At 70.2% G+C, this 18347-nt stretch carries 19 protein-coding genes; 11 read left to right on the top strand and 8 right to left on the bottom strand.

Features of this window, described 5'->3' with window-relative positions; genetic code table 11:
- Positions 1-620: 620 nt before the first annotated feature.
- Positions 621-953, bottom strand: coding sequence for a hypothetical protein (locus OG395_RS21695; RefSeq protein ID WP_327244443.1), 333 nt, complete (start codon positions 951-953; stop codon positions 621-623).
- Positions 954-1151: 198 nt separating this feature from the next.
- Between OG395_RS21695 and OG395_RS58410 the strand changes: the two genes are divergently transcribed.
- On the top strand, positions 1152-1271 hold the full coding sequence (locus OG395_RS58410) for a hypothetical protein (protein WP_376335507.1): 120 nt from the start codon (positions 1152-1154) through the stop codon (positions 1269-1271).
- Positions 1272-1336: 65 nt separating this feature from the next.
- On the opposite strand, the gene hisN is transcribed toward OG395_RS58410, so the two are convergent.
- Complete coding sequence (gene hisN, locus OG395_RS21690) at positions 1337-2137, bottom strand: histidinol-phosphatase (protein ID WP_327244442.1); 801 nt, start codon at positions 2135-2137, stop codon at positions 1337-1339.
- Between the two features lie 122 nt (positions 2138-2259).
- Here hisN and OG395_RS21685 point away from each other — a divergent pair, with 122 nt between their 5' ends.
- Positions 2260-2868, top strand: a complete 609-nt coding sequence (locus OG395_RS21685; protein ID WP_327244441.1) for a TetR/AcrR family transcriptional regulator — start codon at positions 2260-2262, stop codon at positions 2866-2868.
- An 89-nt stretch (positions 2869-2957) separates the two neighbouring features.
- Here OG395_RS21685 and OG395_RS21680 read toward each other — a convergent pair whose 3' ends face one another.
- The 4 genes from OG395_RS21680 to OG395_RS21665 form a co-directional block, all read right to left on the bottom strand.
- Entirely contained in the window at positions 2958-3281 is a 324-nt protein-coding gene (locus OG395_RS21680) for a DMT family transporter (RefSeq protein WP_030915586.1), read from the bottom strand.
- Positions 3282-3371: 90 nt separating this feature from the next.
- Positions 3372-4388 (bottom strand): ribosome small subunit-dependent GTPase A, encoded by a 1017-nt coding sequence (rsgA, locus tag OG395_RS21675; RefSeq protein WP_327244440.1) that lies wholly within the window; start codon positions 4386-4388, stop codon positions 3372-3374.
- Between the two features lie 3 nt (positions 4389-4391).
- Positions 4392-5708 (bottom strand): 3-phosphoshikimate 1-carboxyvinyltransferase, encoded by a 1317-nt coding sequence (aroA, locus tag OG395_RS21670; protein WP_327244439.1) that lies wholly within the window; start codon positions 5706-5708, stop codon positions 4392-4394.
- A 103-nt stretch (positions 5709-5811) separates the two neighbouring features.
- The gene (locus tag OG395_RS21665; RefSeq protein WP_327244438.1) at positions 5812-6525 is read right to left on the bottom strand and encodes a M50 family metallopeptidase; all 714 of its coding nucleotides are present in this window, start codon (positions 6523-6525) and stop codon (positions 5812-5814) included.
- Positions 6526-6577: 52 nt separating this feature from the next.
- On the opposite strand from OG395_RS21665, the gene OG395_RS21660 reads away from it, so the two are divergent.
- The 9 genes from OG395_RS21660 (at position 6578) to OG395_RS21620 (ending at position 15183) form a co-directional block, all read left to right on the top strand.
- Positions 6578-7393: an SOS response-associated peptidase gene (locus OG395_RS21660; RefSeq protein WP_327244437.1), complete on the top strand. Its 816-nt coding sequence runs from the start codon at positions 6578-6580 to the stop codon at positions 7391-7393.
- Between the two features lie 18 nt (positions 7394-7411).
- Positions 7412-8062 carry an alpha/beta hydrolase family protein gene (locus OG395_RS21655; protein WP_442818587.1) on the top strand — a complete coding sequence of 217 codons (651 nt, stop codon included), beginning with the start codon at positions 7412-7414 and terminating at the stop codon, positions 8060-8062.
- 326 nt (positions 8063-8388) lie between these two features.
- Positions 8389-9045, top strand: coding sequence for a sigma-70 family RNA polymerase sigma factor (locus tag OG395_RS21650; RefSeq protein WP_266990480.1), 657 nt, complete (start codon positions 8389-8391; stop codon positions 9043-9045).
- Positions 9042-9353 (top strand): mycothiol system anti-sigma-R factor, encoded by a 312-nt coding sequence (rsrA, locus tag OG395_RS21645; protein ID WP_327244436.1) that lies wholly within the window; start codon positions 9042-9044, stop codon positions 9351-9353. The genes OG395_RS21650 and rsrA overlap by 4 nt, the downstream gene beginning before the upstream one ends.
- Before the next feature lie 200 nt (positions 9354-9553).
- Entirely contained in the window at positions 9554-11008 is a 1455-nt protein-coding gene (locus OG395_RS21640) for an HD-GYP domain-containing protein (protein WP_327244435.1), read from the top strand.
- Complete coding sequence (locus tag OG395_RS21635) at positions 11005-12276, top strand: HD-GYP domain-containing protein (protein WP_327244434.1); 1272 nt, start codon at positions 11005-11007, stop codon at positions 12274-12276. The genes OG395_RS21640 and OG395_RS21635 overlap by 4 nt, the downstream gene beginning before the upstream one ends.
- Before the next feature lie 91 nt (positions 12277-12367).
- Entirely contained in the window at positions 12368-13360 is a 993-nt protein-coding gene (locus OG395_RS21630) for a tetratricopeptide repeat protein (RefSeq protein ID WP_037689618.1), read from the top strand.
- 123 nt (positions 13361-13483) lie between these two features.
- The gene (gene def / locus OG395_RS21625; RefSeq protein ID WP_037689027.1) at positions 13484-14122 is read left to right on the top strand and encodes a peptide deformylase; all 639 of its coding nucleotides are present in this window, start codon (positions 13484-13486) and stop codon (positions 14120-14122) included.
- Between the two features lie 323 nt (positions 14123-14445).
- Entirely contained in the window at positions 14446-15183 is a 738-nt protein-coding gene (locus OG395_RS21620) for a D-Ala-D-Ala carboxypeptidase family metallohydrolase (protein WP_327244433.1), read from the top strand.
- 134 nt (positions 15184-15317) lie between these two features.
- Here the strand turns inward: OG395_RS21620 and OG395_RS21615 are convergent, their stop codons facing one another.
- Positions 15318-17198: a family 20 glycosylhydrolase gene (locus OG395_RS21615; RefSeq protein WP_442818586.1), complete on the bottom strand. Its 1881-nt coding sequence runs from the start codon at positions 17196-17198 to the stop codon at positions 15318-15320.
- 131 nt (positions 17199-17329) lie between these two features.
- Positions 17330-18304, bottom strand: coding sequence for a GlxA family transcriptional regulator (locus tag OG395_RS21610; protein ID WP_327244432.1), 975 nt, complete (start codon positions 18302-18304; stop codon positions 17330-17332).
- Positions 18305-18347: the final 43 nt, after the last annotated feature.

The raw sequence follows: 18347 nt of genomic DNA, 5'->3' as shown, positions 1-18347 counted from the left end.
GGTCCTCCCCTGCCAAAAGCCCCACCGTTGTCATCCTTGGGTACGTCCCTTGGCGAAGAGGGCCGGTTGATCTCATATGGGCTGAGACCTTCCCCGAAATCATCTGCAGCCCTCAAGTTTTCGCTGCTTCGGGACGAACGTTCGGCCCGTGGTCCCTGCTGTTGTGCCCGAGACCGACGGCGCGCGTCCCACCAGAGGAGGCCAAGCAGAACGGCGACTACGACCACTGCTATACCGAGGGGGAAAATCCAGCGCACAGCCGAAGCGGCCAGTGTGATGTCACTGATGGGCACCTGGCTCACAAGGTGGCTCATCTGGCCCACGTCCTTCCTGAGGGGATTCCACCGCTCACAAAGCGAGGCAGAGGATTCCGCTCATTGGAGAGAGCCCGCGATGGCTGGAGCCGTGAGAAACTCCGATCCCGCCGCCCTTGGGGGGATCAATCTCGCGTGGCCCGCCTGAAATGGACTTCTGGCAAGGCTCAAGCTCCCTGATAAGTCTACGGCGGGGAGCGTACGGGGACCGCATAGTGCGCGGCGGGTGTATCAGCGGCCGGAGAGGCATCTACACGAGAGTGAGTGCATGCCTGTGCCGATCTCGGGTGATGGCGTTCCACCGTTCTAGGGCTTGTGGTCCGGCACTGACTCGGGCAGTCCTGCGTACCAGCCCTGGACGGCCAGCCAGAATCCGGCCAGCACTATGGCGACGAGCGCGACGCGGCCTGCGTACCCGGCAACGGACGGCCCGGCTGTCCATCGCCGGGGCAGCAACCACGCTGACAAAGTGGCTACCACTCCGATGAGAACGGTCAGCGGAAGCTCCGCGTACAGCACGCTCCAGTCCGGCCCTGCTTCGAATCCGGCGCGCGCCCGGAGTTCGGCATCCGCGGCCCATCCCAGCAGCCCGACGAATCCACCGGCCAGGGCCACCCCGGTACCACTCAGCGCTTCCACGCGTTCTCTCATGATTACTGGAGACGCCGGCTACTTCGTGAAAGTTCCGGAGAACCGCACTGGGGAAGTGCTCATCGCTTCGGGGTCCCGCGGGGAACGGTACATCGATCCGCGCGCCGGCCGTGTCACCGTGCGGCAGCACGCCGAACGGTGGCTGGCCTCGCTCACCATGGATCCTGGCACTTCGTGAGCACCTAGGTGCGCATTCGACTGCACGTCCTACCGCATCTGGGTACCAGCTCGATCGACTCGCTGCGGCCGATCCACGTCCGTGAGTGGCTGCCGAAGCTCCAGGACGGGGGGCCCGAAGAGCGATGACGGCCCCACGACGGCCCAGGGGGCGTGAGCGAAGGGAAAATATGCAGGTCAAGCCGCAAGCTGCGTCAGTAGCGCTGGTTGAGATACCCCAACAGCTCGTGGTGGAGCAGGCCGTTCGAGGCTGCCGCGTTCCCGCCGCCCGGACCGGAGACTCCGTCCAGGCTGGTGAACCGGCCCCCCGCCTCCTGGACGATGATCGCGTTCGCCGCCATGTCCCAGAGTGAGAGCTCCGGCTCCGCGCAGATGTCGACGGAGCCCTCGGCGACCATCATGTACGGCCAGAAGTCGCCGTACCCACGCGTACGCCAGCAGGCCCGTGTCAGGTCCATGAAGCCGTCGAGCCGGCCCTGCTCCTCCCAGCCGGTCATCGAGGAGTACGCGAATGAGGCGTCCGCGATCCGCTCGACCTTCGAGACCTGCAGCCGGGTCGCGGAGGTGAGGCTGCGGCCGGAGTACGCCCCCGCGCCCTTCGCCGCCCACCAGCGGCGGCCCAGCGCGGGCGCCGACACGACACCGACCACCGGCTGGAACCCGTTCTCGCCCGCCTCCATCAGTGAGATCAGCGTCGCCCAGACCGGGACACCGCGGACGTAGTTCTTGGTGCCGTCGATCGGGTCGATGACCCAGCGGCGGGGACCGGTGCCCTCGATCCCGTACTCCTCGCCGAGGATCGCATCGCGCGGACGTGCCCGATGGAGGTGGCCGCGGATCAGTTCCTCGGCGGCCTTGTCGGCCTCGCTCACCGGCGTCATGTCCGGCTTGGTCTCGACCTTGAGGTCCAGAGCCTTGAACCGGTCCATCGTCGCCGCGTCGGCGGCGTCCGCCAGCACGTGGGCGAGGCGCAGATCATCGTGGTAATCGGGCATGTCGTCACAGTATCGACCGCAGGTGAACGGGGCTACACGGCCCCGGGGGCTGCTCGAAGTCTTGACAGTGCCCAGTGGCGCGTCAACTCTGAACCGCAGAGTCCCTGGCGTGGGAGGCGACGATGCCGACAGCGCGCGAAGCATTGCTGGACGCCGCCCTCTCGGCGCTCACCACCCGGCCCTGGCCGATCGTGCGGATGGTCGATGTCGCGTCCGCCGCCGGAGTCTCCCGGCAGACCCTCTACAACGAGTTCGGCAGCAAGGACGGCCTGGCCCGGGCTCTGGTCCGGCGCGCTGCCGACGGCTATCTCGCCGGTGTCGAACGGGCGCTGGGATCGCCCGGCGGCACGGGGGACAGACTCGCCGCGACCGCTGCCTGGACAGTGCGGGCGGCCCGTACGAACGCACTGGTCAGGGCGTTGCTCACGGGCTGCTGGAGCGAGCGATTACCCCGTCCCGTACGCCTGGCGGCGCCGACCGGTTCGTCCGTACCGGCGCAGCGGCGGGCCGATGCCGGACCGCCGACCCCCGTCGAACTGCTCGGTCTGGTGTGTGATCGCGTGGTGGCCGCGCTGGACGAGGGGCGCCCGCCGCACGACCCGGCGGCACTGGCCACGACCTGCGAGATCGCGATGCGGCTCGCGCTGTCGTACGCGGTCGCCGCGTCCGCCCTCCCCTCGGACGCGGCGCCGCTGGTCCGCGAGGTGGTGGAGCGGTGGCCCGCGGCGTGACGGGCGGGCCACCGGCGCCCGGAGCGCGAGCGCTGCGGGCGCGAGGCGCCGGCCATGGAAGTGGCCGGGCACAGCGCCGCCTGTCACTGTCAGTGGGACGAGCCCGACAGCTGCAGTCCGATCACACCCAGGATCACCAGCGAGATCGACACCAGCTTGAGGGTGGAGACCACATCGTCCAGGAAGACCATGCCGTAGATCGCGGTGCCCGCCGCGCCGATGCCCGTCCAGACGGCGTAGGCGGGCCCGACGTCGAGCTTCTTCAAGGAGAGCGTCAGCAGCCCGAAGCTGCCGAGTGCGAAGATGCAGAACGCGATGGTCGGCCAGAGCCGGGTGAAGCCGTGGGACAGCTTCAGGCAGACGGCGAAGCCGGTCTCCAGAAGTCCAGCGACCACGACCAGCAGCCACGCCATCGTCAGTGCCCTCCCACGTCGGTGACTGCTCCGTCCCGCTGAGCGCGATTATGCACTTACCGTCAGCAGCAGGTCGCAAACGTACCCGGGTCAGTCGCCTTCGCGTCGTTCCCGGGTGGCCAGCAGTCGGTGCAGGGAGTCCAGCCGTGCCGGATCGGCGTGCCCAGCGGCGACCCAGGCACCCAGCGCGCATTCCGGTTGGGTGGCGTCATGGGTGCAACCGCGGGGACAGTCCTCGGTGCCCGGCTCCAGGTCGGGGAACGCGTGGATGACCCGTGAGGGGTCGATGTGGTTCAGCCCGAAGGAGCGCACTCCGGGGGTGTCGACCACCCAGCCGCGCCCGTCCGGCAGTGGCAGCGCGAGCGCGGAGGTGGTGGTGTGCCGGCCGCGGCCGGTGACCGCGTTGACGACACCCGTCGTACGCCGCCGGTCCTTCGGCACGAGGGCGTTGACCAGGGTGGTCTTCCCGACACCGGAATGCCCGACAAAGGCGGTCACCCGGTCGTTCAGCTGCTCGCGCACCCAGTCCGCCGCATCGCCGTTCTCCAGCTCCTCGCGGCTGGTGACGATGTACGGGACCCCCAGTGGGGTGTACGCCTCCAGGAGCTTGTCCGGCGATGCGAGGTCGGATTTGGTCAGGACCAGGAGCGGGGAGAGTCCGCCGTCGTACGCCGCCACCAGGCAGCGGTCGATCATCCGCGGGCGGGGTTCCGGATCCGCCAACGCGGTGACGATCGCCAGCTGGTCGGCATTGGCGACGACCACCCGCTCGTACGGATCGTCGTCGTCCGCCGTCCGCCGCAGCACCGAGCGGCGCTCACCGATCCGGACGATGCGCGCGAGGGTGTCCTTGTCGCCGGACAGATCGCCGACGATCGAGACGGTGTCGCCGACCACCGCGGCCTTCCGGCCCAGCTCCCGGGCCTTCATGGCCATGACCGTACGGCCGTCGACGAGACACGTCAGGCGGCCGCGGTCCACGGTGAGGACCATGCCTTCCTCGGCGTCCTCGTGCTTCGGGCGGGTATGTGTACGAGGCCGGTTGCCCTTCGGGTTGGGGCGGAACCGGATGTCGTCCTCGTCGGGGTTCTTGCCGTAGCGACGCATGATTCAGGCCCCGAGCATTCGGGTCCACATCTGCGGGAAATCCGGCAGGGTCTTGGCGGTTGTCGCCACGTTCTCGATCTCCACTCCGGGGACGGCAAGGCCGATGATCGACCCGGCGGTTGCCATCCGGTGGTCGTCGTACGTATGGAAGGTACCGCCGTGCAGCGGGCGCGGCTCGATGTGCAGCCCGTCGGCGGTCTCTGTGACGTTCCCGCCGAGCTCGTTGATCTCCTTGGTGAGCGCGGCCAGCCGGTCCGTCTCGTGCAGCCGCAGATGTGCGACACCGCTCAGTGTGGACGGGGAGTCGGCGAGGGCCGCGACCGCAGCGATGCCGGGGGTCAGTTCGCCGACCTCGCCGAGGTCCACGTCGATGCCGTGGATACGGCCCGATCCGGTGAATGTCAGACCACGCTCGGTCAGCTCACAGCTGCCGCCCATGGCGGTGAAGATCTCACGCAGCGTGTCACCCGGCTGGGTGGTGTACTCCGGCCAGTCCGGGATCGTCACCCGGCCACCGGTGACCAGCGCCGCCGCGAGGAAGGGCTGGGCGTTGGAAAGGTCCGGCTCGACCGTCAGGTCGCGGCCGAGCAGCGCCGACGGGGACACCCGCCAGACATTCGGCTCGCCGCCCGTCTCCGGCTCGTCGACCTGGGCGCCGACGGCCCGCAGCATGTCGACCGTCATCCGGATGTGCGGCATCGAGGGCAGCCGGGAACCGGTGTGGCGTACCTCCACGCCCTGGTTGAAACGCGGCGCCGACAGCAGCAGCGCCGAGACGAACTGGGACGACGAGGAGGCGTCGATCGCAACCGGGCCGCCGTCCAGCGCCCCGCCGCCGTGCACGGTCATCGGCAGCGAACCGCGCCCGTCGTCGTCGATCCGGGCGCCGAGCACCCGCAGTGCGTCGATCACGCCGGTCAGCGGCCGCTCGTACGCACGCGGGTCGCCGTCGAAGCGGATCGGGCCGTCGGCGAGGGCGGCGACCGGCGGCAGGAAACGCATCACCGTTCCGGCGTTGCCGACGTCGATCGTGGTGGGGCCGTGCAGCCCGGCCGGAATGACCCGCCAGGCCTCGCCGGAGCCGTCCGGGCCGACGCCCTCCTCGATGCCGACGCCCATCGCGCGCAGCGCCTGCGCCATCAGCAAGGTGTCGCGGGAGCGCAGCGGGCGGCGCAGCCAGCCCGGCTCGGCGGCGAGAGCGGCCAGGACCAGCGCCCGGTTGGTGACCGATTTCGATCCGGGCACGATGACGGTCGCGTCGACGGCTCCGCTCGCATGGGGGGCGGGCCAGAGGGCGGGGTGCACGGAACTTTCGGTCATGGACCTCACTTTAGTGGCTCGCCGCAATCCCGAATCTTGATCAAACCGTCCGAAACCGGGGCGTAATAGAAGCATGGTAGGCGTCGCCGCGGGCTGTCGTCCCTCACCGGCCGAGCATCCAGCGGCCGCCGCCGATCAGCGAGCAGATCGACACCGCATGGAAAAAGCCCAGCCACAGCACGGCCGGCACATCCGTGAGCCGGGACAACTGGTCCGCGTCCGAGTCCGGCGCCCCGCCGCGCCGTCGCTTCGACTGCAGCTCGAACGCCGGACGTACACCCCCGAGCAGCAGGAACCAGACCACGGTGTACCCGAACAGCGACTGCACCGCGGGTGAAGCCAGCCAGGAGACCAGCAGGAACGCCGTACCGGTGAAGATCACCGTGAGCGCCCCGTACAGATTGCGGATCATCACCAGCATCACCGCGAGCAGCGCGGTCGACACCCACAGCAGCAGCGTGATCCGGCCGTCGGTGAGCAGCCAGGCGCCGCCGAGTCCCAGCAGCGGCGGCGCGGTGTACCCCGCCGCCGCGGTGAGGATCATGCCGACGCCGGTGGGCCTGCCGCGGCTCACGGTCAGCCCGCTGGTGTCCGAGTGCAGCCGGATGCCTTCCAGCCTGCGCCCGCTGACCAGGGCGATCAGCCCGTGCCCTCCCTCGTGGGCGATGGTGATCGCGTTGCGCGAGAGCCGCCACAGGACGTTCGGTACGACGGCGATGAGCGCGACCGTGGCCGTCACGACCACCAGCCACTGCTCGGGTGCGGGCTGGGTACCGAAGACGCGATGCCACAGATCGCCCAGTTCGGTGCTGTCCATGTGGGGGCGGCTCCTTGCGGTCGTGGCGGTGGGTCGTGGCAGTCTGGCACTTATGTGCGGACGGTATGCAGCGAGTCGGCGGCCCGAGGATCTCACCGGACTCTTCGGCGTCGAGAAATGGGAACCGGCGGAGGCACTGGAGCCCGACTACAACGTGGCGCCGACCAAAGAGGTCTACGCCGTACTGGAACGTCCCCTGAAAGACGCGGATGATCAACGCCCGGTTCGCCAGCTGCGCGCCCTGAAGTGGGGACTCGTCCCCTCATGGGCCAAGTCGCCCGAGGGCGGAGCCCGGATGATCAATGCCCGCGCGGAGACCGTCCACGAGAAGCCGTCCTTCCGCCGCCCCTTCGTCTCGCGCCGCTGCATCCTGCCCGCCGACGGCTACTACGAGTGGGTCACCGGCGCCGACGAGCGGCAGCTGGAGGAGAAGGGGAAGAAGAAGCGGCCGCGGAAGCAGCCGTACTTCGTGACGCCCGCCGACGGATCGGTCTTCGCGATGGCCGGACTGTACGAGTTCTGGCGTGACCGGACGCTGCCGGACGACCACCCGCAGGCCTGGTGGGTGACCTGCTCCGTGATCACCACCGAGGCGGAGACCACCCCGCTCGCCGTCGCCCCCGCCGAGGGCCCGGGCGCGCTCTCCGACATCCACCCCCGGATGCCGCTGATGCTGACCCCGGACCGCTGGGACGCCTGGCTGGACCCCTCGCGCACCGACGTCGAGGAGCTGCGGGCGCTGCTGGCACCGCCGCCCGGCGGACTGATGCGGGCGTACCCGGTGGCCACGGCCGTCAGCAACGTCCGCAACAACGGGCCCGAGCTCCTGGAGGAACTGACCGCGCCGGAGGTCGGCACGCTCTTCTGACCGGGCAGGATGGGCGCTGTGAGTCGTAGAGAGACAGCCCCGACGGCCGAGACGGTCGACACCGCCACCGGGCCTGCCCGGATCACCTGGCTGCCCGCGCGCCGACCTCGCCTGGTGCTCGCCGTCAGCCACGGGGCCGGTGGCGGCATCGAGGCCCGCGACCTCCAGGCACTGGCCGCCGCACTGCCCGCACGCGGCGTGACCGTCGCCCTGGTGGAGCAACCGTGGCGGGTCGCCGGGAAGAAGCTCGCGCCCGCCCCGAAGACGCTGGACACCGGCTGGCGCGACCTGTGGCCCGCCCTCACCGCACCCGGGCTGCCCGTCGTTGCCGGCGGACGCAGCGCAGGCGCGCGGGTGGCCTGCCGCACGGCGGCCGAGCTCGGCGCGCACGCCGTCCTCGCGCTCAGCTTCCCGCTGCACCCGCCGGGCAGACCGGAGAAGTCCCGCAAGGACGAGCTGCTCGGCGCGGGCGTCCCCACGCTCGTCGTGCAGGGCGGCCACGACCCGTTCGGTCGGCCGGCCGAATTCCCTCCGGGGGAATACGAGATCGCCGAGGTGCCGTACGGGGACCACGGCTTCGCCGTACCGAAGAAGTCCGGACTGACCGAGGACCGGGCGATGGAACTCCTCACCACTGCCGTGACGGAGTGGCTGGACCGACTCCCGTGACGCAGGCCCGTACATCCCCCGGGTGGATCGGCTCACACCCGCGCGGACGACCCGGCGCACCCCGGGAATGTCGCGTCGGGGACCACTGTTGACGGGGACATCGGTACATCAACGTCCTACGTGGAGAGGGAGTCCGTCGCATGGGTTCGACCATCTGCCCGCGCCGCTCGAACGCCGCTGACCTGGAGTGGACGGTGCTGCACGCGGCGAAGACCACCCCCGGGCGGGCACGGAGCGGATCGGAACGACAGCCCGCGTCGAAGCAAGGTCGACTATTCTCCGATTCGAGCGGGTCCGGTCTCGGAACCGCCACAGCGTTGGAGGAGGTGGGTCCGGTCACCGGTACCGACACAGGGACCGACGACGGCCGCGCGGAGGAGACGACTGCCGAGCGCAATGCGCGCTTCGAGCGGGACGCCCTCGGTTTCCTCGACCAGATGTACTCGGCCGCGCTGCGCATGACGCGCAATCCCGCGGACGCCGAGGACCTGGTTCAGGAGACGTATGCAAAGGCGTACGGCTCCTTCCACCAGTTCCGCGAGGGGACGAACCTCAAGGCGTGGATGTACCGCATCCTCACCAACACGTTCATCAACTCGTACCGCAAGAAGCAGCGCGAACCCCAGCGCAGTGCCGCCGAGGAGATCGAGGACTGGCAGCTGGCGCGCGCCGAGTCGCACATGTCCACAGGTCTGCGCTCCGCCGAGTCGCAGGCGCTCGATCACCTGCCGGACTCGGACGTGAAGTCCGCGCTGCAGGCGATTCCCGAAGAGTTCCGCATCGCGGTTTATCTCGCCGATGTAGAGGGCTTTGCCTACAAGGAGATCGCGGACATCATGGGGACTCCCATCGGTACGGTGATGTCCCGACTGCACCGGGGCCGCCGCCAACTGCGCGGCATGCTGGAGGACTACGCCCGTGAGCGCGGGCTCGTCCCGGCCGGTGCCGGAGAGTCGGACGATCGGAAAGGCTCGGGCTCATGAGCTGCGGAGAGCCGCACGAGACGGACTGCTCAGAGGTCCTCGATCATCTCTACGAGTTTCTCGACCATGAGATGCCCGACAGCGACTGCACCAAGTTCGAGGTGCACTTCGAGGAGTGCTCCCCGTGCCTGGAGAAGTACGGGCTGGAGCAGGCGGTGAAGAAGCTGGTCAAGCGCTGCTGCGGTCACGACGACGTGCCGGCCGACCTGCGCTCCAAGGTGATGGGCCGGATCGATCTGATCCGCTCCGGGCAGGCCGTGCCGGACCAGGACGTGGTGGCCGAGCTGCCGACCGCCGCCACGGACTGACCGGCGGCCACCCCTGAGGACGGGGGCCTTTTCTGCACGCCGAGGGCGTGCCACGACTGTCGTGGCACGCCCTCACCCTCACCACCGCCGACGCGTGCGCTTCACCCGAACGTGCTAATCGGGCTCAACCGTGCTCGACCGAGTGCCCAACTCGCTAGCGTGGCGCCTCCATTGACCTAGTTGGGGGGCGGGCGGGTCGGGTGAGAGGCACCGGGGGTGCGGCGCGCGCGGTCATTCTGGCCGCCGCGGTCTGCGCTGTCCTCTGTGTGCGGCCCGCACTGCCGGCCGGCGGTACGGAGGTGCCCTGGGGTACCGTCGGTCTGCTCGCCGGGCTCTATCTGGCCTGTGAACTGCCCGGACGCTACCCGTTCTTCGGCAGTTCCGTACCGATCAGTGCCGGATCGTTCTTTCCGCTGCTGCTCGCGGCGGCGTTCCTGCTGCCGCCCGCCGCCGCGGCGCTGGTCGCGATCCCCGGCTCACTCGCCGGCCGGGTGGAGAACGCGCCCGTCGCGGCCCGCCGCGTCTGGCGCACGGCCCAGTTGGTGATCACTGTCTGGGTGGCGTCGACCGTCCATGGCCTGCTCGGCGGCGGCGCCACGCTCGGCGGGCCCGACCCCGGCCTGCTGCCCGACTTCCCGTACGCCGTCCTGCCCGCCTGCGTCGCCGCGCTGGCCTTCAGTCTCGTCCTGACCGCCCTGGACGGCTCGATCCTGGCCGCGGCCGAACGGCTGCCCGTCAGGCGGGCCTGGAGCGGGCTGCTGCCGAGCTCGCTCGGACCACACCTGGTGCACGGGCTCGCCGGACTGATGATGGCCCTGCTGTGGCGCAGCTCGTACGGGCCGCTGTCGGCGCTCTTCGTCCTGCTGCCGATGCACATTTCCTGCTGGGCCTTCTCGCAGTACCACCGCCAGCAGGCCGCACACCGCGCCACCATCCGGGCGCTGGTGCAGGCCGTCGACATCAAGGACACGTACACCCGGGGGCACAGCGAGCGCGTCGGGCGGGCCTCCGTGCTGATCGCCAGGGAGCTGGGCATGGCGGAGGACCGGCTCGAAGTGCTCCGGTTCGCCGGGATCCTGCACGACGTCGGCAAGCTCGGCGTGCCGACCCGGGTGCTGCGCAAGGACGGGCCGCTCACCCCGGAGGAACGGCGCGTGATCGAGCTGCACCCGGAGTACGGCCACGAGATCGTCCGGGGCATCGGCTTCCTGGGCGAGGCGCGGGCGGCGATCCTGCACCATCACGAGCGGCTCGACGGCAGCGGCTACCCCTACGGGCTGAGCGGGCGGGAGATTCCCGAGTTCGCACGGGTCGTCGCGGTGGCCGACGCGTTCGACGCGATGACGTCGACGCGGTCGTACCGCAGGGGACGGCCGGTGCCGGTGGCGGTGGCGGAGCTGAAGCGCTGTGCGGGGACGCAGTTCGATCCGCAGATGGTGCGGGCGCTGGCGCGGGCGGTGGGGCGGTGCGGGTGGGCTGCGGAGTCGGTGGCGGTGACGGCGGACGAGGCAGTTCCGTTGGCGGGTGCGGGTGCGGGTGCGGGTGCGGGTGCGGGTACGTGCTCCGGGTTCGTCCGGCAGGCGTCTCGTCCTCGGCCGCCGGACGGGCTCGATGATGCCGACGGGCTCGACGCTGCAGCGGAACGTCCCCGGTGACCGGCGCCGTCCCTGCCGTTCGTGGCGGTGCCGTTGTGCTCGCCCTCGGGGGGCTGGCCCACACTCTCTGGCACGGAGTTCATCAGCCCGGGCATGCCCTTGCCTTCGGGGTGCTCATCACCGTCGGCGAACTCGCCCGCTGGGGTGCGCTGCCCGGGGAGCGGGAGCCCGCGCCTCTCGGGGCCGCCGGCGCGCTCGCCTACGCCCTGCTCGGCCGCAGTGGCGGGCAACCCACCACCCACGGGGTCCTCCAGGTCATCGCCGTTCTCGTCGCCGCGCAGCTTGTCGCCGCCGTGCCCCATGTGGCGCGCGGCAGCGGGCCCACCGCCGACCAGCTCGCGCGGCGGATCGTCACCGTCTCTTTCGCCGCCGTGTGCTTCCAGCCGCTCTACAACTCCGGCCGGACCGCCGACTGGTTCGGCGACGGACCGTTCTTCGCGCTCTTCCTTCTCGTCCTGCTCGGGCTCACCGCCCTGTGCGACGCCGTGCTCGGCGCCCTGCTGCTGCGCTCCGGCGCCCTCCCTCATGCCTTCCGGAGCAGGGGAGGCACGTCCATCCCGTACGGACCGTTGCTCCGCGACGAGCTGCGCGCCCTCCTCGGCATCGGTTCGGCGGTCTGTGCGACCGGTGCGGTGATGGCGCTGGGGGTCGCGGTCGCCGGGCTGTGGGCGCTGCCCGTGCTCTGCGTACCTCTGCTGCTGACCCAGGTGTCGTTCCGCAGGTTCGTCGCCGTACGCACCACCTACCGGCAGACCATCGCCTCGCTCGCCCGGTCCACCGAGATCGCCGGCTACACCCCCCACGGGCATGCCCGCAGGGTGGCGGTCCTCTGTACAGCCGTCGGCCGGGAACTGGGGCTCTCCGGGGCCGAGCTCACCGTGCTGGAGTACGCCGCCCTGATGCACGACATCGGTCAGCTCTCCCTCGTCGACCCGGTGCCCGACGGGGCGACCGCCCCGCTGCCCGCCGCGGAGCAGCGCCGGATCGCGCTGCTGGGCGGGGCCGTGGTCCGGCAGACCGGCGTGGACTCCGAGATTGCCGTCGTGGTGGAGCGGCAGGCCGACCCGTACCGCGAGCAGCCGCTGCCCGCCCGGATCGTCCGCGCCGTCAACGCATACGACGACCTCTGCGGGGAAGGTCTCAGCGGCCCGCTCGGCGCTCTGGAACGGCTCCGGCTCGGCACCGCCCACGACTACCAGCCGGAGGTGGTCGAATCGCTTGCCAAGGTCCTGGCCCGGGGCGGTCTGACCCCCGTCACGCCTGGGTAACCCATGGGTAATGAGCGGGCGTCCTGCCAGGCATGGTTGGATGCGAAGGAGAGCGCAAGACGAGGGTGTCCAGTCGGGACAGGCGGGAATCGTGAGGATCTTCGGGAAGGTACGGCATCGGCCCTCCGCCTCTTGGCGGCAGGCCACGGACCGCGCGTTCACGCTGATCGGCGACGGCCGGTACGAGGACGCGGGCGCACTGCTGACACGGGCGGCGGACCTGGAACCCTGGCTCTCCGAGTCATGGTTCAACCTGGCGCTGCTGCACAAATTCCGGCATGACTGGGAGCAGGCGAGAGCGGCCGGGCTGCGCGCCGTCGCGCTCCTCGACAAGGAGTCCGGCGCCCCCGACTGGTGGAACGTCGGGATCGCCGCCACCGCCCTGCAGGACTGGCCCCTGGCCCGCCGCGCCTGGCAGGCGTACGGCCTGAAGGTGCCCGGCGCCGGCCAGCACACGGCGGCGGCCAACAGCGAGCCGGTCGGTATGGAGCTGGGCAGCGCGGCCGTGCGGCTGTCGCCCGAGGGCGAGGCCGAGGTCGTCTGGGGCCGCAGGCTGGATCCGGCCCGGATGGAAGTGCTGTCGATCCCGCTGCCCTCCTCCGGGCGGCGCTGGGGCGAGGTCGTCCTGCACGATGGAGTACCGCACGGCGAGCGGGTCACCGCGGCCGGCCCTTCGTACCCTGTGTTCGACGAGATCGAGCTCTGGGCGCCGTCCCCCGTACCCACCTGGGTGGTTCTCCTCGAAGCGGCCACGGAGGCGGACCGGGACGCTCTTGAGCAGCTGGCGTCCGATGCCGGGTTCGCCGCCGAGGACTGGTCGTCATCCGTGCGGCTGCTCTGCCGGGCCTGTTCCGAGAGCCGGATGGAGAGCGACGAGGGTGACGGCGAGCATCTCGACCCGCACGACCACAGCGAGCCCGGCCATCCGGGTCCGCTCGGCCATCGCACCGCCGGAGACCTGTGGGTGCCGGAGCGCGAGTGCGGGATAGCGGCCCCGGCCGGGCTGGTGCGTGGGCTGCTGGACGGCTGGGTGGCGGACAGCCCGGACAGCCGTGAGTGGCGGGATCTCGAAGAAGTCTGCTGAGCTGTGCGTCTGCGGCCCGGCCGTGGGCGACTCCCCGCGATCGGGAGCCCGCTCCCTGCCGTGGGGGAGGCCGTTACGCTGTACGGGCATCGATTCGGGTTTTGAGGAAGGCGTACGGCGGACATGGCGCAGCAGGAGACGGACGAGCAGATCAGCGTCGACGACGAAGGCTTCGTCGTGGACACCGAGGACTGTGAGGCGCGTGAGGCGGCGTACCGCGAGCGCGGGACCTCCCGTCCGATCACGGTCGTGGGCAACCCGGTGCTGCACAAGGAGTGCAAGGACGTCACCGAGTTCGGTGACGAGCTGGGCCGGCTGATCGACGACATGTTCGCCAGCCAGCGTACGGCGGAGGGCGTGGGCCTGGCCGCCAACCAGATCGGCGTGGACCTCAAGGTCTTCGTCTACGACTGCCAGGACGACGACGGGGTCCGGCACGTGGGCGCCGTCTGCAACCCGGTGCTCGAAGAGCTGCCGCCGGAGGAGCGCATCCTCGACGACTCCAACGAGGGCTGCCTCTCCGTCCCGACCGCGTACGCCTCGCTGGCCCGCCCGGACTACGCGGTGGTGCGCGGACAGGACGCCAAGGGCAACCCGGTCAGGATCCGCGGCAACGGCTACTTCGCGCGCTGCCTGCAGCACGAGACGGACCACCTGTACGGCTACCTGTACATCGACCGGCTCTCGAAGCGGGACCGCAAGGACGCGCTGCGGCAGATGGCGGAGAACACGCCGCGCTACGAGATCGTGCCGAACGATTAGTGCCGTGACCGGCAATGTTTGCCCTTGAGGAGCGTCGTCCGGTGAGTGCGATCGCAAGGCGGCCGGAAGTCCTTGTAGCGGAGCTACCAGGGCTTTTGGCCAATGCGGCGAGCGGGCGTGCTGGGCGGTGCGACGGGGCAAAGCTTGCCGGGAGGGGCGCTAGATTTCGGCGGGCCCGGTCCCCCCGCGTGCGGGGCCGGGCCGGTTTGCGTTCCTCCGTACTCCCACTGATCCTCAACTGCCCTTTCTTCAAGCCTGGTTGACGCGCGTCGACCGTTCCGACAGGCTCTGCCTCCATACCTTCGTCGTGGTAGGGAGCCCCCATGCTCGGACGTACCGCAAGACTCCTGCTCGGTCTTGTCATGACCATGGCTTTCACCTGGGGCGGGGCGGTGATCACCTCCGGCACCGCACAGGCCGACGGTTGCTACACCTGGACCCGCACCCTGTCTCCGGGCGCCACCGGCAACGACGTCGTCCAGCTCCAGATCCGGGTTGCCGGCTACCCCGGCTACAACTCCGTACTCGCCATCGACGGCTCGTACGGCCCCGCCACCACCGCAGCCGTCACACGCTTCCAGGCCGCCTACGGCCTGGCCGCGGACGGCGTCGCCGGCCCGGCCACCCAGGCCAAGCTCTACGCACTCCAGGACGACGACTGCACGCCGATCCACTTCACGTATGCCGAACACAACACCTGCAACAGCACCTGGGCAGGTGGTGCCGTCGCGGCGGGCACGGCCAAGGCCAACGCCCTCAGCACGATGTGGAAGCTGGAGGCGCTGCGGCACGCCCTCGGTGACCAGTCCATCCGGGTCACCAGCGGCTTCCGCTCCACGGCCTGCAACAGCGCGGTCGGCGGCGCCTCGAACAGCCGCCATCTGTACGGGGACGCGGCCGACCTCGGAGCCGGGCCGCACGCCCTGTGCACCCTGGCCAAGGAAGCCCGTAACCACGGCTTCAACGGGATCCTCGGCCCGGGGTACCCGGACCACGGAGACCACGTCCACGTGAACCAGGGCCCCAGCCACTACTGGTCGGCACCCAACTGCGGCATCTGACCCCGCACATGGAAGGGCCCCGCGCGCCGGCGATCAGGTGATCCGGCGGGCGGGGCCCCGTTCTGCGCGGCGTCAGGCGGATTGCACCGTCGGCCGGGGCGCCTCGGGCGGGTTGCGCCCTCGGCAGGGTCCGGTCAGGCGGCGCCCGCCATCAGCCGGGTCGCGCCCGTCGTCTGGACCGCGACGCCGTCCGAAGCCCGCTCGGTCAGGTGCAGCTGCGAGATCGCGTTGCGCAGCGTCAGCGCACCCGCCCCGGTATCCAGCTGCCAGCGTTGCGTGCGCGCCGTCGCCGAGCAGTTCCCGAGCGACAACTCCGCCCCCACCTCCAGCGGCGCGCCCAGATACTTCTTGCCGCGCACCGCGTCCAGGCACTGACCGGTCTCAGTGGACCGCACCGTGTAGTACCCGTCGGCGGTCGCCGTCAGCGCCCAGGAAGCCGCGCTGTTCTTGACCAGGGACACACCCGCGTCCGCCCCGGGGGTGAGTGCCTTCGCGCCCGTGGTCAGCCGGTACGTACCGTCGGCGAGCGGCGTGCGGTCGGTGTTCTCCCAGCCCGGTGCGTGACCGATCCTCCGGGCGAGCGCCTCGAAACCGGCGTACGTCGGGCTCGGCTTCGGGCCGCCCCAGGTCGCCTGCGCCACGAATCGCAGCGGCATGAAGGTCTTCGCCTCGACCTCGTTCTCCGTCTCGGCCGCCGCGCTGTCCGGCCACAGGCTGATCTTCGCGCCGGTGAGGTCGGCCGCCCCCTGGGACAGCGTCTGGCCCTCGAAACGCAACGGCGTCCAGTCGCTCTCGTACAGCTTCTGCGTCTGCATCGTGAAGCCGCCGCGCACCAGGTAGAGCGAGTAGGCGGAGTTCATGACCGGCCGGCCCTCGGCCAGCAGCGAGGACGGCTGCTGGATGGAACCGCCGCCCAGCCAATGCTCGACGGTGATGTCACGGTCCAGCGGGACGACGGTGTTCCTGCCGGCGAGCCCGTCGTTCCAGATCCGGAGCGACCTGCCGTCCGCCTTCACATGCGCGTTGACCTGGTTGATGAAATCGGTGAAGAGATCGTCCGGAGTGGCCGACGCACCGAACTTCGCGGTCGCCGCGGCCTGCAGTTGCGGGTAGTTCGGATAGGAGGAGCCGATCATGTACTCGTCGGCGCCCATGTGCCAGTAGCGGCTGTCCCAGACCTTCAGCGCCTCGTCGACCATCGAGGTGTAGTACGCCAGCGCCTCGGGCCGGGAGATGTCGAGCCGGGGCGGGGAGGCGACCCCGCCGCGGTCCTTGAGCTGGAGCTCCGGGTGCTTCTCCAGATAGGTGTCCATGTGGCCGGGGGAGTTGATCTCCGGCACGAGCTCGATGTGGTACTTCCTGGCCATGGCGACCAGCGTGCGGACCTGCGCCTTGGTGTAGTAGCCCCAGAAGGCGGACGCCGGATCGGTGCCGCTCTTGACCTTGGCCTCGATCCACAGCTGGTTGAGCTTCTGCGATGCCATGTCCTTCATCAGCCGCTCGAACCACTGCGTCGAGACGTTGATGTAGCAGGCGCAGACTCCGACTCCGCGCTCGCGGTACGCGGGCACATCGGTCGCCGAACCGCGTGCGGCTCGGCCGTCGTCGTTCAGCAGCTGGAGGACGGTCCGGCTCCCGTAGAACACACCGGTGGAGGTCGCCGCGGTGACAGTGAGCCGGTCGCCCACGTCGAGACGGTAGCCCTCCGCGCCCAACTCGCCCTTCTGGGACGGGTCCTGGCGGAGCACGATGTCCCCGGAACGGGCCGCGCGACCCCGTGACACCGATGCCTTGCCGTTCAGTTCGCCGGCGAATCGGCCTGCGTCGGCGGCCGTACGACTGTCCCGCACCCCGTCCAGCACGATTCTGGCCCGGTCGGTGAGCGTGAACTCGCCCTGACCGTCCTGCCATTCGCGGAGTGTGGGCAGCACCTCGGGCGGGGCCGCGGCGGCCGAGCCGCCCTCGGCCGCCGCGCTCTGCCAGGGCAGCAGCGCGGCGGCGAGCGCAGTCACCAAGGCTCCGATCGTCCTTCGTCTTGCCATCCGCATGTCCATGCGCCCGACCTTTGCGGGAAGCGGGGACCATGGTCCATGGACTGATGTGGAAAATGGTTGGACGAATGATCGGACGTCAGGTCTGATGTGGATCAGGCGGCTTCGGAGACCGGTGTCGGGCCACGGAACGTGCGGCGGTAGGAATTCGGAGTGGTGCCCAGGGACTTGACGAACTGATGACGCAACGCTGCGGCGTTTCCGAAGCCGGTCCGGCTGGCGATCACATCCATCGTTTCATCGGAGGTCTCCAGCAAGTGCTGTGCCAGCAGGACTCGTTGTCGTAGCAGCCAGCGGTACGGGGTGGTGCCCGTCTCCTGCTGGAAGCGGCGTGCGAAGGTGCGCGGCGACATGTGCGCCTGCGCGGCGAGCTGTTCGACGGTCATCTCCTGGTCGAGATGGCGCTCCATCCAGGCGAGCGTCCCGCCGACCGTGTCGCACGCGGTGCGCGGCAGTGGGCGCTTGATGAACTGCGCCTGGCCGCCGTCCCGGTGCGGCGGCACCACCATGCGGCGGGCGATGGCGTTGGCGACATCGGGGCCGTGCGCCTGACGGACCAGATGCAGACAGGCGTCGATCCCGGCGGCGGTGCCGGCCGAGGTGATGACCGGCCCCTCGTCCACGTACAGCACATCCGGCTCGACGACGGCCCGCGGGAAGCGGCGGGCCAGCTCGGCGGCGTGGCGCCAGTGGGTGGTGCAGCGGCGGCCGTCCAGCAGCCCGGCCGCGCCGAGGACGTACGCGCCGGAGCAGACGCTCAGCACGCGCGCCCCGCGGTCCACCGCACGGCGCAGGGCGTCCAGGACCTCCTTGGGGTACTCCCGGTCCATGAAGTGGCTGCCGGCCGGTACGGCGACGAGGTCGGCCTCCTCCAGCCGGTCCAGTCCGTGCGGTGTGCTGATGGTGAATCCGGCATGGGTCTGCAGCAACGGGCCTTCCGCGGAGACCACCGCGAAATCGTGGACCGGCAGGCCCTCGTCGCTGCGGTCGAGGCCGAACACCTCGCACAGCACGCCGAGTTCGAAGGGGTGGACCTCGTCGAGCAGGAGAGCGGCGACATTCTTCAGCATGACGTCAGTGTGGCAGTAATTCGATGCTGCGTGACAGTCCTGC

It is taken from the genome of Streptomyces sp. NBC_01320 (assembly GCF_035974375.1).
In the GTDB taxonomy this organism is placed as follows: Bacteria; Actinomycetota; Actinomycetes; order Streptomycetales; family Streptomycetaceae; genus Streptomyces; species Streptomyces yanii.
Note: the sequence above shows the minus strand (reverse complement) of the source record. Positions and strands in the feature narration are given on the sequence as shown.